This window comes from Paenarthrobacter ureafaciens (assembly GCF_004028095.1).
Classification (GTDB): domain Bacteria; phylum Actinomycetota; class Actinomycetes; order Actinomycetales; family Micrococcaceae; genus Arthrobacter; species Arthrobacter ureafaciens.
In genome coordinates this window covers 1,412,775-1,438,506 of the sequence record NZ_SBHM01000007.1, presented here as the reverse complement: position 1 = coordinate 1,438,506, position 25,732 = coordinate 1,412,775, and the positions used below count along the sequence as shown (strand labels likewise).

Sequence of the window (25,732 nt, the reverse complement as noted above, 5' to 3'; positions counted from 1 at the left end):
AACCCAAACTGAGTCGCAGCTCTGCGCGTTATGGACGTTCTAAACGCGCGGAGCTGCGACTCAGTTGGGTGAGGCGGGCAGTTACTGGTTGCCCAAGTTGTCCTTCGCGGTAGTGGCACGGTCCTGGACATCGGCGGCCGCAGCCTGGCCTTCGTCCCTGACGTGACCGGCAGCCTCGGCGGCGGTTTCCTTGACGTTCTGCACAGCCTCGGTAGCCGGTTCCTTGAGGTGTTCGGCGACTTCCTGGGCGGCGTGGCTCAGCTCGTCGGTCAAGGGCTGCGCGGCTTCCTTCACAGCCTGGGCGGCTTCCTTCTCCTTCTCCGACGGCGGGAACAGAGCCGAAACGAGGAGACCCGCACCGAAAGCGATCAAGCCGGCTGCCACAGGGCTGCCCTGGGCTTTCCGCGTGATGGCCTGCGGCGCGTCACCGATATCGGAAACCACACCGGAAACGGCGTCGTGAGCCTGGTGCGCGGCATTGCCCGCAGCATCCTGGACATCGTCGCGGGCGCCGAACACGGCCGTCTTGATCCGGTCAACACGCCGGTTGACGATGTGCGAGGGAGTGACCTTATCCGCCACGGCGTCAACGTTGGTGCTGAGCCGCCTGCGGGTTTGTTCGATGTCGGCGCGCAGGGCGTCGGGATTCTGCGTCATCGTGTCTCCTCAGTGTTCGGTTTGAAGGTTGGAGGTATTTCCTTGACTGTCTCAGCGGTACGCGGCATGCCGTTGATGGTCTTCAGTTCCTTCCGGCCGATGCTGGCCAGCACTGCCGCGACGATGCCCCAAATAACGGCAACGATCACGGCCGACCATCCCAGGCCAACAAGCTGGCCCAGGGCCCACCACAAGGCGAGGGAAAGGAACACGACGGCGAGGTGCCCGGCCCATGCGGCTCCGGCCAGCATGCCGGCGCCCTTCCCTGCCTTGGTGGCCGACTCTTTGAGCTCGGCCTTGGCGAGTTCGACTTCCTGGCGCATCAACGTGGAGACGTCGCGCGTCAGGTCGCCCAGCAATTCCCCGAGGGGTACGGTTTCCGCTTTGAGGTGGGCTTCCGTGGGAGGCAGGTCAGCGGGACTGGTCATCGGGAACCTCCATAGGAGGGGTCATCGGGATCCAGCGGTCCGGCCAGCGGGTCACCCTGCGCCTTGGTTCCACCATCGGTTTCCGGGTAGGCGGCCGTGGAGCCCTCCAGCCCACCGGTAGTTCCGGCGTCGTAACCACCGGCTCCGTAGCCGGCTGCTCCTGCAGCTCCGCCGGCAGCCGTGACTCCGGCGGTGGTGCCGTAGCCCGTGGTGGGCGTGGTGCCGTAGTTTGCCGTGGTGGCATCCGGACCCGGGAGGTCGACGGCGGGTGGCGGCACTGCGCCGCCGGAGCTCGGGTAGTACTCGGCCCTCGGTGCGGAAGTGGCAGTGGCCCCGGTGCTTTCAGCGGAGGCGTTGTCTGCCATGCCCCGTCCCAGACGGCCGGCAAGGACACCGGCTCCGGCTGCGAGCAGGAGGAAGGCACCCGGCCGGCGGCGGGCGAAGCTCTTGACTTCGTTCAGCAAGGATCCGGGATCGCGGTTCTCCAGCCACTGGGCAACCGATGATGAACGGTCGGCGGCTTGCTGGACGAGGTCCGCGGCCACACCGCCGTTGTTCGACGCACCTGCCATGGTGGACAGTTCATCGGAGATGGACCGCAGCCCTTCGGCGACGCGCTGCTGCTGCGTAGCGGCTTGGTCGGTCAACTCGCCCTTGGTCTGCGTCAGCAGTTGGCGGGCGTTGAGTTTGACTTCCTGGGCCACGTTCGCGGCCTCGCCCTTGGCGGTATCAACCACGCCACCGGCGGCGTCCTTGGCTGTACTGGCCACTCCTGCAGCTTCCTGCTTGGCGGCATCAACAGTGCCGGACCCCGAGTTATCAACAGTGCCGGATCCCGACGCGCCGCCCTGGTATCCGGCCGTGCTGGTGGTGGCGGTGTCGGCCTCGGTTTCAACTGGTGAGTCCAGGTAGCTTCCGGAGTAAGGTTCGGTCCCGGCGGGGACCCCGTTTCGAGGCGCCGCGAAGCTTCCGTCCTGCGGCGATTGGCTCTCAGTCATTGTCGCTCTCTTTCCACAGTTGGCAGGCTGCGGACAGCAGCCGGGATAGTAAGTATCGTTACTATCAATGGGGTGTGTACCCGCTGTCCGGGGATTCAATCGCACCAATCAAAAAACATTCGCTCTCCTTTAGCGCCGGTTCGACACACCATGCAAGACCTGCGAATCTTGGGAAGATGCGCCTTATCCCCAACAGGCGACGGCTGATCTCCGCGCTCCGAAGGACTTTTACCCGCCACAGATTGCTGTTTGCCGCCAAAACCGCCCTCGCTGCAGGACTGGCGTGGTACTTGGCCCCCTTCATGCCCGGACCGGCTGCCGCCTACCCTTACTACGCGCCGCTGGGTGCCTTGGTGAGCATGCACCCGACGGTGGCCGACTCCGCCAAGCACGGGTTCCAGAGTTTGCTGGGACTGTCCTTGGGCATCGGCATGGCTTTTGCGGTGACCACGTTCGCCGACCCCTCCAGTTTCTCCGTGGCACTGGTGATCGGCCTCGGCGTGCTCATTGGCGGCCTCCCCCGGCTGGGCACGGCTTCCGAGTGGATCCCCATGGCCGCGCTTTTTGTGCTGTTACTGGGTGATTCCAACGCGGAGAGCTTCTCCTTCGGATACGTCCTCCAGATGGCCCTGGGCGTAGCGGTCGGATTGACCGTGAACTGGCTGATCATCCCGCCGTTGCACCTGGAACAGGTAGACCCCGCCTTGGAAGGGCACCGGAACGCACTGTCCCGCCAGCTGAGGGACATGGCACAGGCGATGCAGGAATCGTGGCCGCCAAACCATGAGGCCTGGGCCAGCCGCAGCGACCTGCTGGACACAACAGCAGCGGGAGTGCGGACTGCCGTGTACCAAGCGGAACTGAGCGCGAAAGCGAATCCCAGGTCCCACCGTCGTGCCACCCGTCTCCCCCAAGACCTTGCCGGCTTGCGGACCGTGGAGAGGCTGACCTTCCACGTGCAGGACATCACCGACGTGCTGCAAAGCGTGATCTGGGAAGAAGGCGCCGGGACCGTCATCCCGGACAGCGTACTCAGCAACCTCTCCGAAGCGCTCGAATCAGTAGCTGACGTGATCGACCGGTGGCGCAGTGACGAAGAGCTCGAACTCGAACCCGCTTTGGGCGAAGCGCGGGACTGCGTGGCCGCGCTGGGCGATGCCATCAACGAGGCAGCAGCGGGTCAGGCATCCGTGAACGCGGCAGCATCGGTGGCCATGAGCCTCCGGCGCATGATCACCGTGCTGTCATCCAGGTAGCGCCCGAACAAGTCGCTCCCGAACGCCACCGGCAGCAATACGGGTTAACGGGGTGTCAGCGGCGGTGAAGCTTTCCGGCCTTTTCCCGCGCCCAGTCCGTCGACGATCTCGGTCAATGCCTCCAGCGACGATTTGTGGGGCATCCACCCCAAAAGGGTCCGCGCACGGCTTGTGTCCATGATCGGCGCGCCCGCCGCCATGTCCACCCACCCGGGGTCGGTCACCTGCATCCGCAGCCGCCATGTAGCGCTGACGACGGCGCGCAGCAACGACACCGGGATGGGCAGGTGGCGCCGGGCATGGAGGATCCATGCGAGCGCATTGGGATCCAGCACGGGTTCGGCTGCGATGTTGAAGGCCCCTTCGGCACGTTCCCTGAGGACCCGCCAATACGCGTCGGCCACATCATCTGCGTGCACGGCCTGGAAGATCAGGTCCTTGGGGACGGGAAGGACGGGGAGCCAGGGCCGGCGGGGAATCAGCCGCGGGAGGACCCTGCCCAGGAAATAGCGTCCGATTTCGCTGCCGGCTTCCGAGGTGAAGATCAACCCCGGCCGCAGCCGCGCAACCACCACATCCGGGTTTGCCTTGGCGAAGTTGTTCAGGAGCCTCTCCTGCGCGGCTTTGTCCACACTGTAGTGGGAGCCCTTGATTCCCCCGGCAGGCCAGCCTTCTTTGGTTCTCTGGTCCTTCGGCGCCGGTGAGTAGGCCCCCACGGAGGAGGCGCACACGACGTGCCCCACCCCTGCCTTGCGGGCAGCACCCAGGACGTGGGCAGTACCCGCCACGTTGGTGCGTCGCAGAAGCTTGCGGTTATGGTTTGGCTGGATCGCCCAAGCCAGGTGCACCACGGCGTCCGCCCCGGCCATGACCTTGTCCAATGCCTCACGGTCGCGGTGGTGTCCGATGTCCAAACTGTGCCACTCGACTCCCTTAAAGGGCGCGGCTTCCAGATCGGGTTGCCGCCGGGCAATGCCTACCAGCTGGAGGTCGGCCCCCTCCTGGGACCGGGCCTTCTGGAGCCGCTTCAGCAGGGCGGTGCCCGCGTTTCCCGTAGCTCCGGTGATGACGATTCGCATGGACCCTCTTTCCGTCAGCTGGTGGTTTCGCCTGTGGAGCGGATGCGTTGCAGGACGGCCGTTGTGGAGTGTTCCGGCACGTAATCCAGAATAGTCACCGTTCCTCCGTAGCTTTCCACGGCAGCTGTTTCGGCGAGCATTTCCGGCGTGTAGTCGCCGCCTTTGGCGTAGACGTCCGGTTTCAGGAGCTCGATCAGCGGGATGGGCGTGGGGGTGTCGAACACGGTGACATGGTCCACGCAGCTGAGCGCCGCGATCACGGCTGCACGGTCGGCCTCGTGGTTGACGGGGCGGTCCGGTCCTTTCAGTTGCCGGACCGAGGAGTCGCTGTTGAGGGCCACCACCAGTACGTCACCGAGTTGCTTGGCTTGGTTGAGGTAGCGGGTGTGGCCCCTGTGGAGGACATCGAAGCAGCCATTGGTGAGGACGATCCGCCGCCCTTCCTGCCGGTGTGCCTCAACTTGTTTGGCCAGCTCGGTTGCGGTCAGTGCGGTGTCCGCGAATTCCCGGAGGTGCCGGCCCAGTTCTTCGGTGCTGCACACGGATGTTCCGGGCCGGTGGACCACAACGTCGGCGGCTGCTTGGGCAAGGTCAACGCTGGTGGTCAGGCGCAGCCCGGCTGCCCGCGCCAGGCTCAGCGCGGCAACAAAGGTGTCCCCGGCGCCGGAGGCCTGCTTCTCCGCTTCCGGCCGCGCCCAGGTCCGGTGGGTGGCCACCTCGCCGTCGCTGCCTTGGCGCACGGTCAGCGTGCCGTCCCGGTCCAGGGTTACGACGACGGCGGCCGCACCGGAGGCGGCCATGAGCTGGGCAGCGTGGGCCTCCACGAAGGGGCACCGCGCAGCACCACCGGGCAGCTCAACGCCGAGCAGCAGGGCAGCTTCCTGGGCGTTCGGGGTGGCCAGGTCCGGTGCCAGCTCCGCCCACTGTTCGGGGTGGTGGGCATCCACCACCACCAAAGGACTGCCGCTCCCTGCGGGTTTCTGCCTTCCCGGTGATCCGGGATCCAGTTCCCGCTGCAGCGCTTCGCGGACCGGACCAACCAGTGCGCCTGCGCCGTAGTCGCAGAGGATCACCGCGTCCGAACCCGCCAATGCTCCTGGGATGAGGGCCGCCAGCTCCAGCAATCCGTCCTCAGGCACTGACGCCGATTCATCGTCCAGCCGAAGCATGACCTGGCCGCCGCTGCTGACGCGGTTCTTGGTGGTGGTGGTCATGCCCGGGTGCGACAGGACGCCGTCCACATCGATCCCGGCGGCTGCGAGCCGTTGCCGGAGCTGCCGGCCGGCTGTGTCCTCGCCGACCATGGAAACAAATCGAACACGGGCACCCAAGGCAGCCAGGTTCATGGCCGTGTTCGCTGCGCCGCCTGGAGCGTAGTCACGGCGCTTTACCTGCACCACGGGAGCGGGCGCTTCCCGGCAAAGACGCTCAATCAGCCCGTCCCACCAGCCATCCAGGATGGCGTCGCCGATGACGGTGATAACGGGTTCTTCTTCGGCCAGGCGGCCTGGCAACCATTCGGCCAGACCTTCTTGATTGGAGAGGCGTGCCATGGGGTACCTTCCGGTTGAGGCGGCAAGTTCCTGCTCTCCCTCAGGTACCCAACGGCCCGCCCTTCACACACCTGCACAGCAGTTTTCCGCACCGGGTCCGCGGCCGGTGCCGCAAGAGCCGGCAAGCGCTGCGGGACCCCCGATTTCCTCCCGAAGGGATGTACCACATGGACACTTCTCCGGCTTCTGCCATCTCGCTCGAATCAGGTGTTGGCCCCGTACTGGCGAAGTTCCAGGATGTGCAGCGGATCGCAGTATTGCGCGGCGGCGGGCTGGGCGACCTCATCTATACCTACCCGGCATTGTTTGCCCTTAGGCGCGCCTACCCGGAAGCCCGCGTGACCCTGCTGGGAACACCCATCCATGCGGCGTTGGTGGCCGCAACGGAAGGCCCCGTGGACGACGTCGAGGTCCTTCCGTTCGCAAAGGGCGTCCGCGACGGCGACGAAGATCCGGAAGCGCTTGAACAGTTCCTCCAAGACATGCAAAACCGGAAGTTCGATCTGGCTGTCCAGATGCACGGCGGGGGCCGCTTCTCCAACCCGTTCCTGCTGAAGCTGGGGGCGAGGCACACCGTGGGGACGCGGACTCCGGATGCCGAACGGCTGGAGCGGAACCTGGACTACATCTACTACCAGAACGAGCCCGACCGCTGGCTTGAGACGGTAGGACTTGCGGGCGCGCCCACCATCATTGCGCCCCTGCTGCGGCCAAAACCGGAGTACCGGCAGGACGTAGCAGGGTTGAAGGACCAGGCCCGTTCCTCCCTGGTGATCATCCACCCCGGTGCCACCGATCCCCGAAGGCGCTGGCCGACGTCGTGCTTTGCTGACGCGGCCGCGAGCCTTGCAGCCGAAGGTGTCCAGGTATTGGTGGTCGGCGACGCATCGGAGAAGGCACTGGCCCAGGAAGTAGTCGGACTCGCGCAGTCAAAGGTTCCGGAAAGGGACCGTGAGGCGGTGCGTTCGGTGGCCGGGGAACTGGACCTCGGGCAGTTGGCAGCCCTGTTGGACGAGGCCACGGTGATGCTCGCGAGCGACAGCGGGCCGCGGCACCTGGCCCAGGCCTTGGGAACCCCCACCGTGGGCATTTTCTGGGTGGGCAACGCCTTCAATGCGGGGGCGCGGGGCCGGAGCATGCATCGGATCCACATGTCGTGGGTGACCACGTGCCCCCGCTGCGGCGCGGACGTCACCCAGGTTGGGTGGACCGCTCCGCACTGCGGCCACGACGACACCCTCATTGAAGGCATCGCCGTGGCCGACGTTGTCCAGGACGTGCGGGACCTTACGGCCACGAGCCTTCTTCTGCGGGGGTAATGAGAAGTTCGCGGACCTCGCAGCCGAACGGTTGCGAGAACGCGAACACCACAGCCTGTGCCACATTCGCGGGATCGTTGAGCTTTGAGTCGTCCTGCGGCTTGTACTGCTCGTCGCGGTCGTCGAAGAAGTGGGTCTTCATGCCACCCGGAATGATGGTGGTGACGCCGATGACCCCGCCGGTTTCGGCGGCGAGCGCGCGGCTGAAGCCGATCACGCCGAACTTGGAGGCGCAATAGGCGGTCGCGTCCGGGAGGGCACGCAGGCCCAGGGTGGAGGCGATGGTGATGGCCCGGCCCTTGGATTCCTTCAGGTACGGCAGAGCGGCCCGGACGGTGGAAACGGTGCCCAGGAGGTTCACCCCGATGACCTTTTCCCATTCTTCGGCAGCTACGTCGCCCAGCTTTCCGCAGCGGTCAATGCCGGCAGCGGTTACGACGCCGTCCAGGCCGCCGAGGCTTTCCGCGGTTTCCTTCACCGCGGCTTCCACGGCTTCCCGGTTGGAGACGTCCACTTCCAGGGCCTTCACGCCGGAGACGTTGCTGACGTCCCGGTCGAAGACGACCGGCGTGCCGCCGGCGTTGCTGATCGCTTCCACGATCGCGGCCCCCAGGCCGGAGCCGCCTCCAGTAACGATGACGCGGCCAGGTGTTTGCGTGTTCATGCGGTTCCTTTCGTTAGGCGGTTCTGTACAGGTTCAGCCGACCTTGGCGAGCGCTTCCGCCAGGCCGCTGGTCGATCTGGCCGGGTGGAAAGGCACGGTGACGCATTGCCCTCCCCACGTGGCCAGCAGCCGGGCTTCCGGCAGTTCATCGGGTTGGTAGTCGCCGCCCTTGACCCAGATATCGGGCCGGATGAACTCGAGGCAGTCCTCCGGCGTGTCCTCGTCGAAGACCACCACGGCGTCCACGCATGAGAGCGCGAGCAGCAGCTCTGCCCGGTCTTCCATGCTGACGATCGGCCGGTGCGGGCCCTTGAGGCGGCGGACGGACTGGTCCGAATTGAGGCACACGATCAGGCAATCCCCCATGGCGCGGGCAGCGGCGAGCGTCCGCGCGTGCCCCGCGTGGAGAAGATCGAAGCAGCCTCCCGTTGCGACGACGGTGCCGCCCTGCGCCCGCACTTCTGCGGCGAGTTGGACGCCGTCGGGACGGCTTGGCTGGTTGCCGAAAAGTTCGACGACGGCTCCGGCGCCTGCGCGCGGTCCAGCCGCCGCGGGGCCGGGTTCAACCGCACCGGCGTCCACCGCGAGCGACGCGGCCCCACCCTCGGCGAGGAACGCTGATGCGTCGGCGACGGCCCGGCTGGCAGCTTCGGGCAATGCGACGCCAAGGCCGAGGTAGGCAGCCAGGCTCCCTGCCAGTCGGTCTCCGGCGCCACAGGGATCAGCAACGCTGGTCCTGGGCGCGGGAATGTCGGTAGCGGGTCCCGTTGCTTCGACCAGGACCGCCCCTGCTTCGCCCTTGGTCACCAGGACGGCGCGGCTGTTCCAGTGTTCCAGCAGTCGTGTCCCGGCTTGGGCGGTTCCGGCGCCGGGGTCCACCCCCGGTTCCACCCCGGCCGCTTTCGCGAGGGCTTTCGCTTCGGCAAGGTTGGGGGTCACCACCGACACCCCGGAAACGGGCTGCGAACCGGAAGGATGCGGATCCCACACCACGGGAATCCGGTGCGCTGCCGTGGTGAGGGCGTCGCGGATGTCCTCGTTGAGGGTGATCCCCCTGCCATAGTCAGCCACTACGATCGCCTCTGCTGAGTCGATGGCCGCCCGCATTTCCCCGGTACAGTCCGGGGTTGGCGCAGGGGCACAGCCTTCGTCGAACCGGACTACGGGATGCGAACCGATCCGGACCCGCGTCTTGGTGGGGGTAGGGGCAAGCGGGGCTCCGGTGAGCAGCTCCACGCCGGACAGTGCGCGCCTGAGGTGGGCGGCGCCGTCGTCGTCGGACACTGCGGTGACCAAAGTGACGTCATGGCCGTCGCGCATGAGGAGGGTGGCTACCAGCCCGGCACCGCCTGCCCGACGCCGGACGCCTCCCACGTCAACCACGGGAACCGGCGCGTCCGGGCTCAGCCGGGTGGCGGTTCCGTTGATGTCGACGTCCAGGAGGAGGTCGCCCACCACGGTCACTTTCATGGCTGGACTCCCCTGCCCGAGGTTCCGGTCCGCCGGGCAACCTCCGCGTCGAAGGCCCTGCAGACCGCGTGGACGGCGATCAAATGGCCCTCCTGCGCGTTGGCCGCAATGGCTTCCACCGTGACGGCCTCGTCGCACGCCGTGGACAGCGGGTTGGGGCCCGGCCCCGTGAGGGCCCACGTTGCAATCCCGCGTTCATTGGCTGCCCGGACCGCCTTGAGGAGGTTGGGGCTGCGTCCGCTGGTGGACAGGAGGACCAGGACGTCGCCGGCGCGGCCGTGCGCCCTGACCTGCCTGGCGAAGACTTCGTCGTACCCGTAATCGTTGGCCAGCGCCGTGACTGCCGAGGATTCTGCATGCAGGGAGATGGCTGAGAACGGAGCCCGCTCCGAGTCGAAGCGCCCCACGAGTTCGGCGGTCAGGTGCTGGGCTTCAGCGGCGGATCCGCCGTTGCCGGCTGCAAGCAACCTTTGGCCGGCCAGCAAGCGGTTGGCAAGCTCGGTACCCCATTCGGAGAGCCGGCCTGCCTGCGAGCGCAGCGATTCGAGGGCAGGAAGAACGTTGTCCAGATGCTTGGTGACCTCGGTGTCCGTAGCGCTGGAGCCGGTCCACCCCGCGGGGATGGTGTCCGGGACTGACTTGAGTTTCGCCGGACTCTTGACGGTGGTGTTCGTGGTGTGGCTGTTGATGGTCACAGTGCCGTTCCTTCCAGGGGTTCAAGAGCTTCCCCGGCCTGGCGGGAAAGCCCGGCGGCGAGGACGGATCGGTACGCCTTTTCGGTGTCAGCGGCAATGCGGTCCCACGAGTAGCGCGAGCGGGCGCGGCGCAGGCCGGCCTTGCCCATGTCGGCACGCAGGGCGGGGTCGCCCAGGAGCTGACCGACGGCGTCGGCGATTGCCTCCGGGTCCCGCGGCGGGACCTGCAGGCCGGTCTTGTGGTCAACCACTGTTTCGCGCAAACCCCCGACGGCGGCGGCCACCACGGGCACGCCACTTGCCATCGCTTCCAGCGGCACAATGCCGAAGGGCTCGTACCAAGGGGTGCAGATGACCGCGTCAGCGCTGCGGAGGATGCCCGGCATTGCGTCGCGCGGCACCTGGCCGCGCATGGTGACCTTGTCTTCTACGCCCAGTTCCTTGGTGAGCGCGCGGAGCCTCTGGGCTTCGGGGTCTTCCTCGAGGGTCAGGGCATCGCCGGAACCGCCAACGACCAGGAGTTCGACGTCGTCGAAGCCTGCCTGTTCCAGATGCGGCAGGGCCTGGATGATGAGGTCGACTCCCTTCCGGGGAACCAGCCGCCCGACGCTGAGGATGCGGTGGGTGCGCGGCTTCGGTTCGGGTTGGGCCGTGCCGTCAAAGAGTGTGAGGTCCACGCCGCAAGGAGCGATTGAGACCTTGGATTTGCTGATGCCGAGGGCCTTCAGTTCAAAGACCTCGTCCGGGCACGTGGCGATGACCCAGTCGGCCGTCCGGCCAACCCAGGGTTCCAGCCAGGCGCGTGCGGCAGGGCTGGTGTCCGCGCTGCCCTGATGGCGCCGCTTGACGGAGCCCAGGGCATGGAAGGTCTGCACCACGGGGACGGGATCGGCCGCGCCGGCCCGCCGGGACGCCTGGATCGCGGCCAAGCCGGACATCCAGAAGTGCGCGTGAACGACGTCCGGAAGATCGCCGGCCCAGTCCTCGCAGATACCGTCCGCCAAGGCACCCATGAACGGCAGGAGTTCGTCCTTGGGGATGTGCCGGGCGGGACCGGCGTCCACGTGGACCACGGTGAGTCCCGGTGCCACCTGCACCTTTGCAGGCAGCTCCGGATCGTCACGGCGTGTGTACACAGTGACTTGGTGGCCACGCTTGGCCAAGCTTGAGGAAAGTGCGGCGACGTGGACGTTCTGTCCCCCGGCGTCCACTCCTCCCAAAGCCGCCAGCGGACTGGCGTGTTCGGAAACCATGGAGATCTTCATGGGTGTGTCCTCTCTGCATCATGGCTTGGCGGTGCCGATCGGGGCCCTTCACCGGCCGCTGTTGCTGTTGGTGCGGCGCTCCCCCGTGTTCTCAAGTCCCCGAGGAGCTCATCCCAGGCCCGGAGGAATGCGTCCAGCCCGTAGCGTTCCAAGGCAGCTTCGCGGGCCCGGAGGCCCATGGCGTAAGCGTCGTCCGGGTCATTGAGCAGTCGGCGGGCGAATCTCTGGAGTTCATCGACGTCGGTAGAGACGAGCCCTGCGCCGCGGGGAACGGCGCGGTAGGCTTCCGTGGTCCCGAGCGCCAGCACGGGCATGCCCAGGTGCATCGCTTCCAGCAGCGCAAGGCCCAGTGACGTCCAACGGAGCGGATGCAGGTAGAGCCGGCAACGGGCCAGCTCGGCGTGGAGCTGCGACGCCGGAACGTCCCCGGCAATCCTCAGCCGTTCCTCGCCAAGACCCAGCCCCTTCAGGTTCAGCGCTCCAGGCAAATGCTCCGTTCCCATCCCGAAGACCCGCAGCGGACCCACTCCGGCGAAGCCCGGCAGGAGGTCGGTGCCGGTGACACGCCCGCGCCGCACCGGCTCGTTGACCACGATGCCCATTTCTTCCTGCTCACCGGTATAGAGGCGGCCGGGATCCGGGATGCCGTGTTCGATCACTACCGTGGCGGCCGAACCGGTGTCCCAGAAGAGCTGGTTGAAGTGGGTCACGTGCACTACGGGGATAGTGCGCTGGTCAGCCATCGGGTGCACAGTGAACGGCACGTCTCCCTTGGGCGTATTGTGCTCGAGGTAGACGGCAGGCAGATCCACGCCGGGCTTACGTCCCAAGGAACGGGCCACTGCGGCGATCTCCTCCGGCCGTTGCAGGACTACTGCGTCCACGCTGTCCGGGTCCAGTGTGGCCAGGTCCACTTCCACGGCGTTGTCCGGCCAGTTGCGGCCACCGCGCCCCAAGCCCCAGGGACCGCCGTCGGGTTCTACCGGAAGCAGGTATTCATGGCGTCCGCGGACGAATGCCTCCATCCATCCTCCGTGGACGTGCCACACCAGGATTCTCATGGTTTCCACACCTTTCGTCGGGTAGCCAGTGAAGCCACGCCACCCAGCAGGCGTTCTACGGCTTCGAGGACCTGTTCGGGCGTGACGGAACTCAGGCAGGGATGGCCGGGGACGGGACAGTTCCGGGCACGGGTGTTCTTGCACGCCGCTTCCTGGTCGCCCAGAAGTTCCAGCGGCACCCCGTACGGTGCCCAACGGATGGCAGGGACCACGGGGGCGAACAGGCAAACCACCGGCACGCCCACGGCTGCGGCCAGGTGCGCGGGTCCCGTATTGGCAGTGATGACGACGGCGGCCCGCTCAAGAACCGCTGCCAGCGTACGGAGGTTGGTCTTGCCGCTGAGGTTCTGCGCGGAAGGACCGGCAACCGTTGCGGTGAGCGAAGCCTCGGAAGGCCCTCCGGTCACTACGACGCGGTGTCCATAGGCCTCCAGGAGCTCCACGGTGGCGGCGTGGTGCAGTGCGGGCCATTCCCGGGCGGGGGCTGCGGCGCCTGGATGCACCACAATGTAGGGGCCCTCGTCAGCGAGCTTGGTGGCGAATTCGTCATCTGCAGCGGTGTTCACGCGCAGTTTGCCGTCGTCGCCCTGCGGAAGGACAAAGCCCCCCGCATGGGCGATACCAAGGGCACGCACTGCTTCCGGCTGGTCCTCGGGGAAATCCTCGCCCGGCCTGAGCCGGACATCCAGCAACGAACCCGCGTAGTCGGTGGAGGCGCCTGTAATCCTCTTTACCCCGGCCAGGCGCAACAGCATTGCCAAGGGCAGCGGGGATTGGTGGAAGGACGTCAGGATCACGGCTTCCTCAATCCGGGAACTGCGGACAAAGTCCACCAAGCCGCGGGTGGAGTCTTCGGTAACGGGCGGGGCCGGATTGACGATCCAAGGACACTGCCAGGTGTGGACTTCAGTGACGCCGGGAAGCATTTCCGCCGCACCGGTCCCCTCCGGACCGCACAGCAGTACGACGTCGTTGGGCCGGCTGCCGTCGGGCCTGCTGCCGTTGGCCACGGCACGTATTGCCGGCCCTGAAACGAGGACGTCGCCCATGCCGTCCAAGCGGGCTACCAGGACGCGGCTCATGCAGGTGCACCTTGGGTCGGGTTGCCGCCGGTCCGGGCTGCCGGCCCGGCGGAAAGAGCCGCATCTTCGGGCGGCGCCAGCAGCAACTCCACGGCATGCCACAGATCGTTCGCCACCAGGTCCGCTGCAACGATCTCTTCCTCGCGGGTCACCGGAGTGGGGACCAGGACAGCCCGGGCACCAGCAGCCTTTGCGGCCCCAAGGTCCGCCCCGATGTCACCTATTACTGCAACCTCCGACGGTTCCACCCCTAACGCCTCACAGGCCCTGTGGACGAGGCCCGGCGCGGGCTTGCGGCATGGACAGCCATCCTCCGTTCCGTGAGGACAGAATTCCCACACGTCGAACGGCCCCAGCAGCTCATCGACGCGCTGGTTCACGGCTTCCACCTGGGCCGGAGTTATCAGCCCCCGGGCAACACCCGACTGGTTGCTGACCACACCTGTGGCCAGTCCGGCCTCGCGCACCCTCGCAACTGCCGAACGGGCACTCTCCATGGGCCGCACCAGTCGCGGGTCGCCGTTATATGGCACGTCTACGACGAGCGTTCCATCGCGGTCAAACAGGACCGCCTTCAACGTTCCGGTTCCTCCCATACCGGCAAAAGTTCCCCAGTTCTCCTTGCCCTAAACAGCGCGACGAGGAGAAGTTTCCTGCCGCTAGACTCCTAAGCGGGAGGCCACCTTGAACAATGTTGAAACCGATGGACAACCCATACTGCTCGCCCTGCGCGCACTGAAACTGGGGGACCTGCTGGTTGCGGTTCCTGCCTTGCGCGGCCTGCGCCGGGCGTTTCCGGAACACCGCATCCTCTACGCCGCACCCACGTGGGTGGCGGAGGCAGTGGAGCTTGTAGGTGGCGTCGACCACCTGCCCACCCCCGGGCTGGACGACCCACTGACCATCGCCCCGGGCGTGGTGGACGTTGCCGTGAACCTCCATGGCAACGGAGCCGAGAGCCGGCAGCGCATCAATGAGCTGCAGGCCAAACGGATTGTGGCGCACCGGTCTCCCGGCATGGACGGACCCGAATGGACCACGGGACTTCCCGAACGCGAGCGCTGGACCAGGCTGCTCGCGTGGCACGGCATCGACGCCGATCCCCTGGATTACCGGCTCAACAAGCCCCGGGCGGCTTCCCCTCGCCCCGGCGCCACCGTCATTCACGTCGGAGCCGCGTACGGGAGCAGGTTGTGGCCGGTGGAGCGGTTCGCGGAAGTGGCCGTGGAACTCACCAAGGCGGGACACGACGTCGTCTTCACCGGCGGCACGTCCGAACGCGAACGGGCCGAAGAGACGGCCGCTTTGGCCAAGCGCCAAGGAGCAAACCTCGACGCCGGTGTGCTCGCCGGACGCCAAGGGCTCGCCGAGTTCGCCGCAACAATCGCCGAGGCGCGGCTGGTTGTTTCCGCCGACACGGGTGCCGCGCACCTGGCATCCGCCTATGAACGCCCGTCAGTTGTCCTGTTCGGTCCTGCGCCCGCTGAGGAATGGGGACCGCCGCCCGGGCCGCACGTGGTCCTCACCGCCGTCGAACTCCGCCGCGGCGACGTCTTCGCCGCTGATCCCGACCCCGCACTCCTGGCAGTCACGGTGCGCGACGTGCTGGATGCAGTGGACGGACTCCGCTGCTGAGTTGGCGCCGGCGTGGCCCAGGGCGGCGGCATTGGCCACCGCCCTGCGGGCGCTCTCTGGTACCCCCGGCGGATTAGAGAGCAGTGTTCCTTGGAGGGCAGTGTTACCTAGAGTGCTGTGCCGTCCCGTAGTTCGGCCTGGCCCTCGAACAACTGCGCCTGCAACGTCACCAGGATCTTGGACAACCTCCGCGATACCTGCATTTGCGACATTCCGAGGGCCTCGGCGATGGTCGACTGGGTTTCCTCGCGGTAGTAACGCCGGTACAGAAGATGGCGGTCCTCGGGGCTGAGGGTTCTGATGGCGTTCCGCAGGGCGAGGACGTCTTCCAGTTTGTCCGTGGGGCAGCCGGCACTGGAGAGGGACCCTTGGAGGCCGTCGCCGCCGGCCACTGCCGGAGCGTCCAGGGAATCGGGGCGCTTGCTGGTTCCCGCCATCAGGGCTTCACGTACTTGGCACGGCTCCAAGCTGAGGTCCTCTGCGACCTCTTCCGGGGAAGGCGTGCGTTGCAGGGCCTGGGTCATTTCTTCTGTCCTGGCGAGGACCTGGCGCCGCATGTCCTGGATAGGACGCGGGGGACGCACCACCCAGCAATGGTCCCGCAGGTACCTCTTCACCTCACCGGCAATGGTGGGGGCTGCGTAGGCCGGGAAGCTGACGCCCTTGGCCTCGTCGTAGCCACGGGCGGCCTTGATGAGGCCCATGAACGCGACCTGACGGACGTCGTCCAGATCATGGGTGTGGGCTGAGTACCGGGCGGCAATGGACTTCGCCAGGTTCAAATGGTCCAGGACCAAGCCGTCCTGAAAACTTTGCCGGAGGCTGCTTTCCGGCGCATTCGCGTGATAGGGGTTCTGGAAGGGTCGAGCTTGCCGCATCGGCTTCAATCCTTAGACCTGCTGATTGATGTTAGGAGCCCCCTGCAAGACTCTTAAAAAGAGAAGCATACTTATCATAAAAAGAGAAGTACCCTTATTATTAGCTTCGTTTGAACTTCAGGGCTACCCTCAAAGAAGAGCTATCGTCCAAGGTTCGGAGATCCGGATGGAAGACCAACAACAAGCCGCGCCCCACCTGGTGGCCGGCGAAATCCAGGACCTGCTCCTGGATAATCCTGACGTCGAGGCATTCCTCACCGAGCTGACCCGGCATTCCGCTGCGATGTTCAGCACTGCCGATGCCGACGTCTTTTGTGGGGTCACCCTGCTCCGCCACCGCACCGCTGCGACGGTCGCCAGCAGCGGAGAACGCGCTCTCCTGCTTGACGAACTGCAGTACCAGTTCGCCGAGGGTCCGTGCCTGCTGTCAGCCAGGAAAGGCGTCCAGGTACACGTCCCTGACCTTGCGGCCGACGACACGTGGCCCGATTACAAAGAGGTGGCCCTGGCTCAAGGCATACGCTCGATCCTTGCCCTGCCGATTCCGCTTCCGGACGACAGCGCCAAAGCCAGCATGAACCTCTACTCCGAACGTACAGCCGGATTCGATCAGGCGACGGTGCAGCGGGCCACGGACTACGTGCAGCAGGCTGCGAAGGGGCTGAGCCTGGCCGTCATGATTGCCCAACACAGCCAGACTGCGGCCAACCTGCGCGCCGCCATGGCTTCACGCACCGTCATCGACGTAGCCACCGGCATCATCATCGCCCAGAACCGTTGCACCCAGGCCGAAGCCGTGGAGCTCATCAAGAGGGCCTCCAGCAACCGGAACGTCAAGCTGCGGGAGGTTGCCGAGGCGATCGTCAAGGCCGCGGGCGGCGGAAACGTGGAGACCCACTTCAAGTAGGCCTCCACACGCGAAGACGACTCAGGCCTGCAGGGCTCCCACGATGGCCCCCATCACTGCGAACGTCACCACGTTGTAGCTGGCGTTGATCGCGAAAAGCACCGGGCTGCGGCGTTCGAACAAGTAGTTGACGCCCAAAGCCGTTGCCACCCAGCCAATGCCTGCGGCCAGCCCGGCTACGAAGCCGAAAACAAGGCCGCCACGGCCGATGAACGCGGCCAGGAAGACGGCCATGATCGCGGCAAGTACAAAGGACCCGGCAAAGACCCTCGCCGTTCCGGACTTCAGCTGCTGGTCACTCACGCCTGCTGCCTTTTGCCAGGGCTTGGCGAAGAGCACGGAGTACCACAGCCCGCCTACGACGAACGTGGCCAGCGCTGCCAACAGCACTGCGAGCCAATTGATATGGATTTCCACGGCCTTCCCTTCCTGGTGGTTCCCTGAGGAGAGGGTAGGCGGCGGGACGTGGGGCGGTCTTGTAAAAAACCCGCAACCTGCTGCCGAGAGTTGGCCGGACTGCGGTTCGTCTAGGCGAGTTCCTCCACGGGCACGAACGTGGCGTACTCGGGACCGTGCGTCTGGATCACGCGCAGGTATTCGGTGGGTGTAAAACCGCTGAACCGTCGGAACGCACGGATCAGGTGCGGCTGGTCGTAATAGTCCGCCAGGCCCAGGAGTTCACGGCCGGGCGCCGAACCCGCCGGCATGAGGGCGGCTTGGTTGACGAACCTGAAGAAACGGCACACATCGGAATACACCTTGGCCCGCAGACCGCAATCCCTCATCATGATCCGCTCCAGGGTCGAGGAGCTGATGCCCAACCGTCCGGCCAGAATTCCGATCTCTACGTCCTCTTCAGCAAGGGTTTCCACGGCTTCCATGGTCCTGGGATCGGCCTCGTAGCCAGCACTCAGATGCCCCGGCAGGAACGATTCCAAGGCATCGAAGGCCTGCTCCGGCTCCGCATCGAGCAACTGGCTCCGAAGGTCCGCGAAACCCGGGAACACGTACTGCGCATCCACCACATTGCCCTGAAACTCCGACGGCAGCTGAGATGTAAATGCCGCGAGGGCGAAGGGCGCCAGGCGCACCCCCACGTTGTGCAGGCGCTCCGGATTCTCGCTGATCAGGTAACTGGACTGGACGCCGGCGTAAAACCCGGCGGCAACCTCCGCCGACGCCCGATCCATACCGGTTGCCTCCCGTGGCCTGATCAGCCGGTAAGGCTCTGACAAGTTCAGGATCAGGTGCGCCGATGGGCCGGGCAGGATCTTCTCATACCTGGCCTTCGGCTCGGCCCGCAGGAACCAAAAGCCTTCCACGAAGGGACGCAACGCCGCCGGGGCAGGAATTTCTGCATACTCCACGCAGCCAGTCTAGAAGCGCCGGGCGCCCGTCGCAGTTGCCGCGCGGCAGCTACAGCACGCTGCGCAACACCAGGGCGGCACCGTCGTCGAGCACTGACCCGGTGACCTCGTCCGCCACGGCGAGCACCTCGTCGGGGGCTTGGCCCATGGCTACGCCGCGGCCCGCCCACGTGAGCATTTCGATGTCGTTGCGGCCATCACCGATCGCGAGCGTGTTCTCCTGATCGATGTCGAGTTGAAGGCGCAAGGCTTCCAAAGCGCTGGCCTTCGTGACACCTTCGGCGGCGATGTCCAGCCACGCCGTCCATCCCACCGAGTACGTCACCCCGGACAAGCCGATGTGCCCGATTGCGGTGTTGAACTCCTCCGAGGTGTTCTCAGTGCTGAAGACCACGACGCGCACTGCGGTGGAATCCAGCAACGTCCGGAAGTCGACAGGGATCGATTCGACCCCGAAACTGACATCGTGGAAGCGCTCGGTGGACAGGAAGTTGCCGGCTTCGTCTTCCAGTGCGTACTTGGCGCCGGGCAGCCGCTCGCGGAGTGCTTCCAGGGCCGGAGCGGGATCGAACGTGGCTTTGTGGACGATCTCGTAGCCGTCCTCCAACGAGGGGTCGAGCCGCAAGGTGACGCCACCGTTGCAGCACACCACATAGCCGCGCTCCAAGCCGATCAGCTCAACAATGGGCAGCGCCGCATTCAGCGAGCGGCCGGTAGCGATGATGACGTCATGGCCCTTGGCTACGACACCTTGGGCGGCTTCCCTGACCGCCGGGGACATATGGCCGTCGTGGTCCACGAGGGTGCCGTCAACATCCAGCGCGATCATGAGTTTGTTCTTGGCATCGGGCTGGTCATCGATGCCAGCAACTGCAGTATCAGTCAGAATAGTCATGGTTCCAGTAGAACAGACTCAGATGAACTCTTTTCCAACTGACTGCCAATAGTGGTTGCTCTGAGAGCTCAGAACAACCACTAATGCCAGCTACTTGGGCTGCAGGACCGGCAAGACCTCGAGGCCGCCAAGGTACTTCTGCAGCGCCTTGGGAACATTCACGGAACCGTCCGCATTCTGGTGGTGCTCAAGGAGCGCAACGATCCAGCGCGTGGTGGCCAGCGTGCCGTTCAAGGTGGCCACGGCACGGGTGCCCTTGGCAACGCCTTCCTCGTTGACCACGCGTTCGCGGATGTTGAGGCGGCGGGCCTGGAACGTGGTGCAGTTGGACGTGGACGTGAGCTCACGGTACGCGTTTTGCGTGGGAACCCAGGCTTCGCAGTCAAACTTGCGGGCCGCGGACATGCCCAGGTCTCCGGCAGCGGTGTCGATCACGCGGTAGGGAAGCTCGCACTTGGCCAGCATCTCCTCTTCCCAGGCGAGCAGGCGCTCATGCTCGGCCGCTGCTTCCTCAACCGTGGTGTAGATGAACATCTCCACCTTGTTGAACTGGTGCACGCGGATAATGCCGCGGGTGTCCTTACCGTGCGAACCCGCCTCGCGGCGGTAGCAGGAACTCTGACCGGCGTAACGGATGGGGCCGGCGGAGAGATCCAGGATCTCGTCTGCGTGGTAGCCGGCGAGGGCCACCTCCGAGGTGCCCACAAGGTAAAGGTCGTCTTCGGCGAGACGGTAGATCTCGGCGTCGTGCTTTACATCGAAACCGGTGCCCTGCATGGTTTCCGGACGCACCAAAGTAGGGGTGATCATGGGGACGAAACCAGCCTCGATGGCCTGGTCCATGGCCATCTGCAGGAGAGCCATCTCCAGGCGGGCTCCAACACCCCTAAGGAAGTAGAACCGGGCGCCGGAAACCTTGGCGCCACGCTCCATGTCGATCGCGCCGATCAGCTCGCCGATCTCCAGGTGGTCCTTGGGCTCGAAGTCCGGGAACTCCCGCGGCGAGCCGACGGTCTTGACCACCACGTAGTCGTCCTCGCCGCCCTCGGGCACACCGTCAACAACAAGGTTCGGGATGATGCGGAGGAGCTCCTCCTGCTTGGCCTGCGCGGCGTCAGCCTCGGCGGAAGCGGCCTTCACCGAATTCGCGAGTTCCTTGACCTCTGCCAGCAGGGCCTGCTTCTCCTCGCCCTTGGCCTGCGCCACCTTCTTGCCGAAGGCATTCTGCTCGGCGCGGAGGGTTTCGTAGCGGATCAGCGCTGCGCGGCGGTCGGAGTCTGCGGAGATGATCGCGTCCACAACGGACTCGTCGGCGCCACGGGCGCGCTGGCTGGCACGGAACTTGTCCGGGTTTTCGCTGAGGTCTTTTACGTCGATCACCACACAAGAGTATCGAATCGGACGTGTGCCCCCATGACGATAGGGTTGGAGCACAATGAGCGACTGGATCCTGTGGGTGATTCTGGCTGGATGCGTGGTGTTTGCCGTCTCCAGTTGGTGGGGCGTGCGCCGACTTAAAGCCAGGCATATACGGAGCGCCGTCGCGGCCGATCCGCACAAGCCGGACCCTGGCTATCAAAAGGTGGCCGTGGTCCTCAACCCGGTCAAGAACAAGTCCGCCGAGACCCGTGCTGCGATCACCGAAGCCTGCGACCTGGCGGGCTGGGACGCCCCAACGTTTTACGAGACGACCCCCGAGGACCCGGGCTACGGCCAGTCGCGCCAAGCGCTGCAGTCCGGAGCCGACGTCGTTCTTGCCTGCGGCGGCGACGGTACCGTCCGCGCGGTAGCCGAGTCACTGACGCACCAGCGCGTAGCCATGGGCCTGATTCCGCTGGGCACGGGCAACCTGCTGGCCCGGAACATCGAGTTGGACGTCTATGACGTTGCCGATTGCATCCAGGTGGCCCTGTTCGGCCACCAGCGCTACATCGACACCGCCACCATGGGCATCCAGAACAGCATCACCGGAGAAGCGTCGAGGCACACGTTCCTGGTGATCGCCGGCATGGGACTCGATGCCGAGGTAGTGGGCGACACCAAGGAAGACCTCAAAAAATCCGTGGGCTGGCTCGCCTACACGGAAGCCGGAGTGCGGCACTTGCCCGGCCGCCGGAAACGCGTATCGATCACCATGGATGACGAACTTGAACAGTCCCGCAAGATCCGGAGCGTCCTGTTCGCGAACTGCGGGCTGATCCCCGGCGGCATCGACTTCATCCCACAGGCAATGCTTGACGACGGCATGCTGGACATCGTTGTGATGAGCCCCCGGAGCGCCGTTGGCTGGCTCGCCATGTACGCCAAGGTACTTTTCAAGCACAAACGGAACCTGCCGGTCATGAACTTCTACCGCTCGCGGAAGGTCACCATCCGGAGTCAGGAACCTATGGCAACCCAGATCGACGGCGACCCCATGGGCGCAGCGACCAAGGTCACCGTGCAGGTGGAACCGGGGTCGCTGCTGGTCCGGGTACCCAAGGCAGTCGCTTAGACAGCGCCCTTGTCTGGTTGGGCGGCATTGTCTTCCGCCTCTTCCATGGCAGCCTTGGCCGCGGCATGGGCCTCTGCCTGTTCGCGGATCATCGCCTGTTCTTCTTCAAAGCGAAGGCGATCGGCACGGTCGGCATCGTCACCGTCCCAGTCGTCTTTGTTGTCTCCGGAGGGCTTCGGATTCACAATCATGCCCTGGCCGTCCTGATCGTCGCGGTGTGCAGTCATGACCGCTCCCTTCGTTTGGGCATTTGTCCATCGTCTATGGATCAGGCAAGCATACGCAGACTTAGGTTCCGGCGAAAGGGGCTTGAAACGTCAATCAATTTTCCTGATTGTCCTGGTCGCGGGGAAGCTGAGTCAGCCCTTCAGGATGGCCTCAACCCACGCATGCGCAGCGGCAAAAGAGGCATCCGAGGTGTGCGGTGCCACCACGGCCGCCTGCTTGTCGGCACGGGCATAGGAACCCAGGAAGCGGGTGGCGGGGCTGATCCGGTGGAGTCCGGCGAGGGCATCCGCCACCCTCGCATCTGAGATATGACCGTCGGCGTCGATGCTGAAAAAATACTGGCCAAGGTATTGGCCGGTGGGTCGAGACTCGATGCGGCTCAGATTCACGCCCCGCGAAGCGAACTGGTCCAGGATGTCCATCAGGGCGCCGGGATGGTCCTCCGGGAGCGGAACCACCACCGTGGTCTTGTCCGCGCCGGTCCGCTCCGGCAAGGGCCCGGGCCTGCTCACCAGGATGAAGCGGGTGACGGCGTCCGGGTTGTCGCCGATGTTGCTGGCCAGTACGTTCAAGCCCGGTTGCTCCGCTGCCACCAACGGCGCGCAGATGGCGGCGTCGTAATGGGCATTGTCCTCCAGCAGGCCCATGGCGGCCGCGGCTGTGGACGAGCCCGGAACGTAGTCCGCGTTCGGAATATTCGCCTCCACCCACAAGCGGCACTGCGCCCACGCGTGCCCGTGCGTTGAAATGCGCTTGATGTCCGAAATTTCGACGCCGGGCCTCGCCACGATCACGAAGACGATGGGAACCAGCGCTTCGCGAATGATGCGGAGTTCCGTGCCGGTGGCGATGGCATCAAGGGTGGCCGTAACGCCGCCTTCCACGGAGTTCTCGATGGGCACCATGGCGGCGTCCGCGGCGCCGGCGCGGACGCGGTCCAGTGCCGTATTCACGTTGGTGCACGGAATCCGGGTTGCGTGGGCAGCGCCGGGTACCTGCATCAAGGCAGCCTCGGTGAAGGTGCCCTCGGGCCCGAGGAACGTGAACGTGGGGACTGCGGACATCTATATATTCCTTATGAGGTATGTGACTACAGGACGACGGGTTTGAGGCCGTTGTCCGAAACCATCGGCTTCCCTGCCTCCAGCCACATGTCCATGCCTCCGGCAACATTCACGGCGGAATAGCCCTGACCAACCAGCCACTGCACAGCGCGGAATGAGCGCCCGCCCGTACGGCAAATGACGAACAGGTCATCGTCGGGGTCCAGCTCGTCCAGACGGGCCGGCAACTGGTCCATGGGGATGTGGCGCGCGCCCTCGGCATGGCCGGCTACCCACTCGTAGTCTTCGCGAACGTCGAGGATGCTGGCACCCTCAGGGATATCCCCCACAGTTACAGTTTCGAAGTCGCTCATAGCGGTCCCTTCCATCGGTTCAGGAGTCTCCATCAAGCCTAGTCCCCGGAGTCGACAGCCATGGTCTGCGGAGGTCCGGCGGCTGACCCGCCCGTGGACATTGCTTGCATGCTGCGGTCCCGCCGCGAAGACTGGGTGCCAAAGCAAACCGGACCACACAGCAACCGGACCACACACCGGTAAGGAGAAGCGCCATGGCTGCAGGCCAGCCCACCATCCTTGCAACCTCGGGCGGATACAAGCCCGGAAGCCGCACCCGGATCGAGTTCGACTCCGTGATGCACTACGCGGTGGAACTAGCGGGTGTCACCGGCCGGGCACCGCGCGTAACGCACGTCGGGACCGCTTCCGGCGATCAGCGATGGTGGGCCGCCGAGATGGACCAGGCCGCGCGCATTGCGGGTTTCGATTTCAGCCACCTGAACCTGTTCACCATGCCCAACGTCGAGGACCCGGAAGCCCACCTTCTTGAACAGGATGTGGTGTGGGTCAACGGCGGCTCCGTGGTGAACCTCCTCGCGGTGTGGCGGGCGCATGGTCTGGACCGGCACCTCCGGAAGGCCTGGGAGAACGGAGTGGTCCTTGCGGGCGTATCGGCCGGGTCCATCTGCTGGTTCAAGGGAGGGGTGACCGATTCCTTCGGACCGGAACTCAAACCGGTGACCAACTCGCTCGGCTTCCTGCCCTTCCATAACGGCGTGCACTTCGATTCGGAGCTGCGCCGCCGGCCCTTGGTCCACAAGCTGGTGGCCAATGGAACGCTCGGGGAGACGCACTGTACGGACGACGGCGTTGGGCTGGTTTATCACGGCACCGAACTGACGGAGGTGGTCTCCTCCGTCAAGAACAAGGCGGGCTTCCGGGTCACCGCGGGCGCCGGCGAGAGCGTTGACGCGATCGCAGTGGAGGAACGACTGGAGTCACGCTTCCTTGGCTGATTCCACCAGCACTTCCACCGACTCCATCGCCGCCCTGACCGCCGTCGGGCTCCGGGATGCGCTGGCCGGCGGCGAGCTCTCGGCGCTTGAGGCCGCGGAGCATTTCCTGTCCGTCATCGAGGCGCACAACAAGCATCTGGGCGCCTTCATCACCGTGACCGCCGACCAGGCACTTGAGGATGCACGGGCCGCTGACCAAAGGTATGCCCACGGCAGGAGGGAAGACCTCCCCCTGCTCCACGGAATGCCGGTGGCCTTCAAGGACCTGACCGATGTGGCGGGCGTGCCCACAACCCACGGAAGCGCGGCCCTGGAGCACAAACCCGCCCCGGAGGATGGCGCACTCGCGGCAACGCTGAAGACCCAGGGCGTGATTTCGTTGGGCAAGACCCAAGTGCCGGAGTTCGGGCTCACCGCCTACAGCGAGAACCGCGTTGCGCCGCCGTCGCGCAATCCGCATTCCCTGGCGCGCAGTTCCGGAGGGTCCTCGGGCGGAAGCGCTGCTGCGGTGGCGGCGGGCATGGTGCCGTTTGCTCCCGGGACGGACGGCGGCGGTTCCATCCGCATCCCGGCGGGCGCCTGCGGCTTGGTCGGTTTGAAGCCCGGCCGCGGCCTTGTGCCGTCGGGGGCGAGCGCCGGGGATGCGGCGAAGTTGGTGGTTGCCGGGCCGCTGGCGCACACTGCGGCGGATGCCGCGTTGCTGCTGGACGCGTTGGTTCCGGAGCAGGACAGGCCCGACGGCGGCTACCTCGCCAACGTTGACCGGGCGCCGGAGCCGCTGCGCATCGGGATGTCGTTGGACAGTCCGTGGTCGCGCATCTATCCGTTCCACATCGAACCGGAAGCGATGGATGCCTTGGAGCTGGGACGGAGCCTGCTGGAAAAGGCCGGCCACAGCGTCCACGAGGCCGACGTCCGTTACGACAATCGCTATCCGGAAGCCTTTACCGCTGCCTGGACCGCCGGCGTCGGGAGTGCCCGGATAGCACCCCGGCGGGAAGCCCTGCTGACCCCGTTGACCCGCACTTTCCGGCGTCGGGCCCAACAGCGGAGTGCGGCGAAGGTCAATGAGGCCCTTCGATTCCTGCGCGGGTTCCAGCACGACACCGTTGCGCAGTATTCGCAGTGGGACCTCATTCTCATGCCGACCCTTGCGCAGACGCCCCGTCCCATCGGCTGGTTCACCGGCGGTGGCCACAGCAGCAGGCAGTGGCCGAGCGAGTGGACCGGCGATGCCGATGAGGACTACAAGCGGCAGTGCGAGTACGCGCCGTGGAGTTCCATGGTGAACGTGTGCGGGCTGCCTGCCATCAGCATCCCCGTACACACCACGGAAGGCGGATTGCCGATGGGAATCCAGCTGATCGGCCGCATGGGGGCTGAACTGCAACTCCTCCAGCTCGCGGCGGCTTTGGAGGCCGTTTAAGCCGGGTGTCTAACATATGG

The 25,732-nt window shown here is 65.6% G+C and carries 27 protein-coding genes; 7 read left to right on the top strand and 20 right to left on the bottom strand.

What is annotated here, in order from left to right:
• Positions 1 to 81 precede the first annotated feature (81 nt).
• The 3 genes from AUR_RS11000 to AUR_RS10990 are packed head-to-tail and all read right to left on the bottom strand — an operon-like array spanning position 82 to position 2,083.
• The gene (locus AUR_RS11000) at positions 82 to 657 is read right to left on the bottom strand and encodes a DUF3618 domain-containing protein (RefSeq protein ID WP_062094523.1); all 576 of its coding nucleotides are present in this window, start codon (positions 655 to 657) and stop codon (positions 82 to 84) included.
• A complete protein-coding gene (locus AUR_RS10995) occupies positions 654 to 1,085 on the bottom strand; it encodes a phage holin family protein (RefSeq protein ID WP_021474223.1) in 432 nt (143 codons plus the stop codon). The genes AUR_RS11000 and AUR_RS10995 overlap by 4 nt, the downstream gene beginning before the upstream one ends.
• Positions 1,082 to 2,083: a hypothetical protein gene (locus AUR_RS10990; RefSeq protein WP_206616239.1), complete on the bottom strand. Its 1,002-nt coding sequence runs from the start codon at positions 2,081 to 2,083 to the stop codon at positions 1,082 to 1,084. The genes AUR_RS10995 and AUR_RS10990 overlap by 4 nt, the downstream gene beginning before the upstream one ends.
• A gap of 176 nt (positions 2,084 to 2,259) precedes the next feature.
• Between AUR_RS10990 and AUR_RS10985 the strand changes: the two genes are divergently transcribed.
• Positions 2,260 to 3,339: an FUSC family protein gene (locus tag AUR_RS10985; protein WP_241650911.1), complete on the top strand. Its 1,080-nt coding sequence runs from the start codon at positions 2,260 to 2,262 to the stop codon at positions 3,337 to 3,339.
• Positions 3,340 to 3,383: 44 nt separating this feature from the next.
• Here AUR_RS10985 and AUR_RS10980 read toward each other — a convergent pair whose 3' ends face one another.
• Positions 3,384 to 4,418, bottom strand: a complete 1,035-nt coding sequence (locus AUR_RS10980) for an NAD-dependent epimerase/dehydratase family protein (protein WP_062094518.1) — start codon at positions 4,416 to 4,418, stop codon at positions 3,384 to 3,386.
• 14 nt (positions 4,419 to 4,432) lie between these two features.
• Entirely contained in the window at positions 4,433 to 5,971 is a 1,539-nt protein-coding gene (gene rfaE2 / locus AUR_RS10975) for a D-glycero-beta-D-manno-heptose 1-phosphate adenylyltransferase (protein ID WP_062094516.1), read from the bottom strand.
• Between the two features lie 167 nt (positions 5,972 to 6,138).
• On the opposite strand from rfaE2 (AUR_RS10975), the gene AUR_RS10970 reads away from it, so the two are divergent.
• Positions 6,139 to 7,290 (top strand): glycosyltransferase family 9 protein, encoded by a 1,152-nt coding sequence (locus tag AUR_RS10970; protein WP_241650910.1) that lies wholly within the window; start codon positions 6,139 to 6,141, stop codon positions 7,288 to 7,290.
• Here AUR_RS10970 and AUR_RS10965 read toward each other — a convergent pair.
• The 7 genes from AUR_RS10965 to AUR_RS10935 all read right to left on the bottom strand — a co-directional run bounded on the left by AUR_RS10965 (position 7,259) and on the right by AUR_RS10935 (position 14,123).
• Positions 7,259 to 7,954 (bottom strand): SDR family oxidoreductase, encoded by a 696-nt coding sequence (locus tag AUR_RS10965; RefSeq protein WP_062094512.1) that lies wholly within the window; start codon positions 7,952 to 7,954, stop codon positions 7,259 to 7,261. The two genes, AUR_RS10970 and AUR_RS10965, sit on opposite strands and share 32 nt — an antisense overlap.
• Positions 7,955 to 7,987: 33 nt before the next feature.
• Positions 7,988 to 9,424 carry a D-glycero-beta-D-manno-heptose 1-phosphate adenylyltransferase gene (gene rfaE2 / locus AUR_RS10960; RefSeq protein WP_021474216.1) on the bottom strand — a complete coding sequence of 479 codons (1,437 nt, stop codon included), beginning with the start codon at positions 9,422 to 9,424 and terminating at the stop codon, positions 7,988 to 7,990.
• Positions 9,421 to 10,047 carry a D-sedoheptulose-7-phosphate isomerase gene (locus tag AUR_RS10955; RefSeq protein WP_043427495.1) on the bottom strand — a complete coding sequence of 209 codons (627 nt, stop codon included), beginning with the start codon at positions 10,045 to 10,047 and terminating at the stop codon, positions 9,421 to 9,423. The genes rfaE2 (AUR_RS10960) and AUR_RS10955 overlap by 4 nt, the downstream gene beginning before the upstream one ends.
• Before the next feature lie 68 nt (positions 10,048 to 10,115).
• Entirely contained in the window at positions 10,116 to 11,384 is a 1,269-nt protein-coding gene (locus AUR_RS10950; protein WP_021474214.1) for a glycosyltransferase, read from the bottom strand.
• Positions 11,381 to 12,445 carry a glycosyltransferase gene (locus AUR_RS10945; RefSeq protein ID WP_062094510.1) on the bottom strand — a complete coding sequence of 355 codons (1,065 nt, stop codon included), beginning with the start codon at positions 12,443 to 12,445 and terminating at the stop codon, positions 11,381 to 11,383. Before AUR_RS10945 ends, AUR_RS10950 begins: the two co-directional genes overlap by 4 nt.
• Positions 12,442 to 13,527 (bottom strand): glycosyltransferase family 9 protein, encoded by a 1,086-nt coding sequence (locus tag AUR_RS10940; protein ID WP_062094508.1) that lies wholly within the window; start codon positions 13,525 to 13,527, stop codon positions 12,442 to 12,444. The genes AUR_RS10945 and AUR_RS10940 overlap by 4 nt, the downstream gene beginning before the upstream one ends.
• On the bottom strand, positions 13,524 to 14,123 hold the full coding sequence (locus AUR_RS10935; RefSeq protein WP_062094506.1) for a D-glycero-alpha-D-manno-heptose-1,7-bisphosphate 7-phosphatase: 600 nt from the start codon (positions 14,121 to 14,123) through the stop codon (positions 13,524 to 13,526). Before AUR_RS10935 ends, AUR_RS10940 begins: the two co-directional genes overlap by 4 nt.
• A gap of 88 nt (positions 14,124 to 14,211) precedes the next feature.
• Between AUR_RS10935 and AUR_RS10930 the strand changes: the two genes are divergently transcribed.
• Positions 14,212 to 15,162 (top strand): glycosyltransferase family 9 protein, encoded by a 951-nt coding sequence (locus tag AUR_RS10930; protein WP_062094504.1) that lies wholly within the window; start codon positions 14,212 to 14,214, stop codon positions 15,160 to 15,162.
• A gap of 107 nt (positions 15,163 to 15,269) precedes the next feature.
• Here the strand turns inward: AUR_RS10930 and AUR_RS10925 are convergent, their stop codons facing one another.
• Complete coding sequence (locus AUR_RS10925) at positions 15,270 to 16,040, bottom strand: sigma-70 family RNA polymerase sigma factor (RefSeq protein ID WP_062094501.1); 771 nt, start codon at positions 16,038 to 16,040, stop codon at positions 15,270 to 15,272.
• A gap of 166 nt (positions 16,041 to 16,206) precedes the next feature.
• Here AUR_RS10925 and AUR_RS10920 point away from each other — a divergent pair, with 166 nt between their 5' ends.
• A complete protein-coding gene (locus tag AUR_RS10920) occupies positions 16,207 to 16,947 on the top strand; it encodes a GAF and ANTAR domain-containing protein (protein ID WP_069696634.1) in 741 nt (246 codons plus the stop codon).
• Between the two features lie 21 nt (positions 16,948 to 16,968).
• Here the strand turns inward: AUR_RS10920 and AUR_RS10915 are convergent, their stop codons facing one another.
• The 4 genes from AUR_RS10915 to serS all read right to left on the bottom strand — a co-directional run bounded on the left by AUR_RS10915 (position 16,969) and on the right by serS (position 20,589).
• Positions 16,969 to 17,364, bottom strand: coding sequence for a DUF1761 domain-containing protein (locus AUR_RS10915; RefSeq protein ID WP_062094495.1), 396 nt, complete (start codon positions 17,362 to 17,364; stop codon positions 16,969 to 16,971).
• 110 nt (positions 17,365 to 17,474) lie between these two features.
• Positions 17,475 to 18,314 (bottom strand): helix-turn-helix domain-containing protein, encoded by an 840-nt coding sequence (locus AUR_RS10910; RefSeq protein WP_062094493.1) that lies wholly within the window; start codon positions 18,312 to 18,314, stop codon positions 17,475 to 17,477.
• Positions 18,315 to 18,363: 49 nt separating this feature from the next.
• Complete coding sequence (locus AUR_RS10905; protein WP_062094491.1) at positions 18,364 to 19,209, bottom strand: HAD family hydrolase; 846 nt, start codon at positions 19,207 to 19,209, stop codon at positions 18,364 to 18,366.
• Positions 19,210 to 19,299: 90 nt separating this feature from the next.
• Positions 19,300 to 20,589 carry a serine--tRNA ligase gene (gene serS / locus AUR_RS10900; RefSeq protein ID WP_062098922.1) on the bottom strand — a complete coding sequence of 430 codons (1,290 nt, stop codon included), beginning with the start codon at positions 20,587 to 20,589 and terminating at the stop codon, positions 19,300 to 19,302.
• Positions 20,590 to 20,644: 55 nt separating this feature from the next.
• Between serS and AUR_RS10895 the strand changes: the two genes are divergently transcribed.
• Entirely contained in the window at positions 20,645 to 21,703 is a 1,059-nt protein-coding gene (locus AUR_RS10895; RefSeq protein WP_062094489.1) for a diacylglycerol/lipid kinase family protein, read from the top strand.
• On the opposite strand, the gene AUR_RS10890 is transcribed toward AUR_RS10895, so the two are convergent.
• From AUR_RS10890 to AUR_RS10880, 3 genes are all read right to left on the bottom strand, one after another.
• Positions 21,700 to 21,930: a hypothetical protein gene (locus AUR_RS10890; protein ID WP_062094487.1), complete on the bottom strand. Its 231-nt coding sequence runs from the start codon at positions 21,928 to 21,930 to the stop codon at positions 21,700 to 21,702. The genes AUR_RS10895 and AUR_RS10890 overlap by 4 nt on opposite strands.
• 132 nt (positions 21,931 to 22,062) lie before the next feature.
• The gene (gene pheA, locus AUR_RS10885; protein ID WP_062094485.1) at positions 22,063 to 22,995 is read right to left on the bottom strand and encodes a prephenate dehydratase; all 933 of its coding nucleotides are present in this window, start codon (positions 22,993 to 22,995) and stop codon (positions 22,063 to 22,065) included.
• A 26-nt stretch (positions 22,996 to 23,021) separates the two neighbouring features.
• Positions 23,022 to 23,348 carry a rhodanese-like domain-containing protein gene (locus AUR_RS10880; protein WP_062094484.1) on the bottom strand — a complete coding sequence of 109 codons (327 nt, stop codon included), beginning with the start codon at positions 23,346 to 23,348 and terminating at the stop codon, positions 23,022 to 23,024.
• Positions 23,349 to 23,542: 194 nt separating this feature from the next.
• Here AUR_RS10880 and AUR_RS10875 point away from each other — a divergent pair, with 194 nt between their 5' ends.
• Entirely contained in the window at positions 23,543 to 24,286 is a 744-nt protein-coding gene (locus tag AUR_RS10875; RefSeq protein WP_062094482.1) for a Type 1 glutamine amidotransferase-like domain-containing protein, read from the top strand.
• A complete protein-coding gene (locus tag AUR_RS10870; RefSeq protein ID WP_082694600.1) occupies positions 24,279 to 25,712 on the top strand; it encodes an amidase in 1,434 nt (477 codons plus the stop codon). Before AUR_RS10875 ends, AUR_RS10870 begins: the two co-directional genes overlap by 8 nt.
• Positions 25,713 to 25,732: the final 20 nt, after the last annotated feature.

Excerpts from the sequence above, each read along its gene's own strand:
- AUR_RS10945 (WP_062094510.1), bottom strand. The coding sequence starts at position 12,445 with ATGAGAATCCTGGTGTGGCACGTCCACGGAGGATGGATGGAGGCATTC.
- AUR_RS10880 (WP_062094484.1), bottom strand. The coding sequence starts at position 23,348 with ATGAGCGACTTCGAAACTGTAACTGTGGGGGATATCCCTGAGGGTGCC.
- AUR_RS10970 (WP_241650910.1), top strand. The coding sequence starts at position 6,139 with ATGGACACTTCTCCGGCTTCTGCCATCTCGCTCGAATCAGGTGTTGGC.
- AUR_RS10990 (WP_206616239.1), bottom strand. The coding sequence starts at position 2,083 with ATGACTGAGAGCCAATCGCCGCAGGACGGAAGCTTCGCGGCGCCTCGA.
- pheA (WP_062094485.1), bottom strand. The coding sequence starts at position 22,995 with ATGTCCGCAGTCCCCACGTTCACGTTCCTCGGGCCCGAGGGCACCTTC.
- AUR_RS10920 (WP_069696634.1), top strand. The coding sequence starts at position 16,207 with ATGGAAGACCAACAACAAGCCGCGCCCCACCTGGTGGCCGGCGAAATC.
- AUR_RS11000 (WP_062094523.1), bottom strand. The coding sequence starts at position 657 with ATGACGCAGAATCCCGACGCCCTGCGCGCCGACATCGAACAAACCCGC.
- AUR_RS10890 (WP_062094487.1), bottom strand. The coding sequence starts at position 21,930 with ATGACTGCACACCGCGACGATCAGGACGGCCAGGGCATGATTGTGAAT.
- AUR_RS10875 (WP_062094482.1), top strand. The coding sequence starts at position 23,543 with ATGGCTGCAGGCCAGCCCACCATCCTTGCAACCTCGGGCGGATACAAG.
- AUR_RS10925 (WP_062094501.1), bottom strand. The coding sequence starts at position 16,040 with ATGCGGCAAGCTCGACCCTTCCAGAACCCCTATCACGCGAATGCGCCG.
- AUR_RS10935 (WP_062094506.1), bottom strand. The coding sequence starts at position 14,123 with ATGGGAGGAACCGGAACGTTGAAGGCGGTCCTGTTTGACCGCGATGGA.
- AUR_RS10950 (WP_021474214.1), bottom strand. The coding sequence starts at position 11,384 with ATGAAGATCTCCATGGTTTCCGAACACGCCAGTCCGCTGGCGGCTTTG.
- rfaE2 (WP_021474216.1), bottom strand. The coding sequence starts at position 9,424 with ATGAAAGTGACCGTGGTGGGCGACCTCCTCCTGGACGTCGACATCAAC.
- AUR_RS10895 (WP_062094489.1), top strand. The coding sequence starts at position 20,645 with ATGAGCGACTGGATCCTGTGGGTGATTCTGGCTGGATGCGTGGTGTTT.
- AUR_RS10965 (WP_062094512.1), bottom strand. The coding sequence starts at position 7,954 with ATGAACACGCAAACACCTGGCCGCGTCATCGTTACTGGAGGCGGCTCC.
- AUR_RS10940 (WP_062094508.1), bottom strand. The coding sequence starts at position 13,527 with ATGAGCCGCGTCCTGGTAGCCCGCTTGGACGGCATGGGCGACGTCCTC.
- rfaE2 (WP_062094516.1), bottom strand. The coding sequence starts at position 5,971 with ATGGCACGCCTCTCCAATCAAGAAGGTCTGGCCGAATGGTTGCCAGGC.
- AUR_RS10985 (WP_241650911.1), top strand. The coding sequence starts at position 2,260 with ATGCGCCTTATCCCCAACAGGCGACGGCTGATCTCCGCGCTCCGAAGG.
- AUR_RS10905 (WP_062094491.1), bottom strand. The coding sequence starts at position 19,209 with ATGACTATTCTGACTGATACTGCAGTTGCTGGCATCGATGACCAGCCC.
- AUR_RS10980 (WP_062094518.1), bottom strand. The coding sequence starts at position 4,418 with ATGCGAATCGTCATCACCGGAGCTACGGGAAACGCGGGCACCGCCCTG.
- AUR_RS10995 (WP_021474223.1), bottom strand. The coding sequence starts at position 1,085 with ATGACCAGTCCCGCTGACCTGCCTCCCACGGAAGCCCACCTCAAAGCG.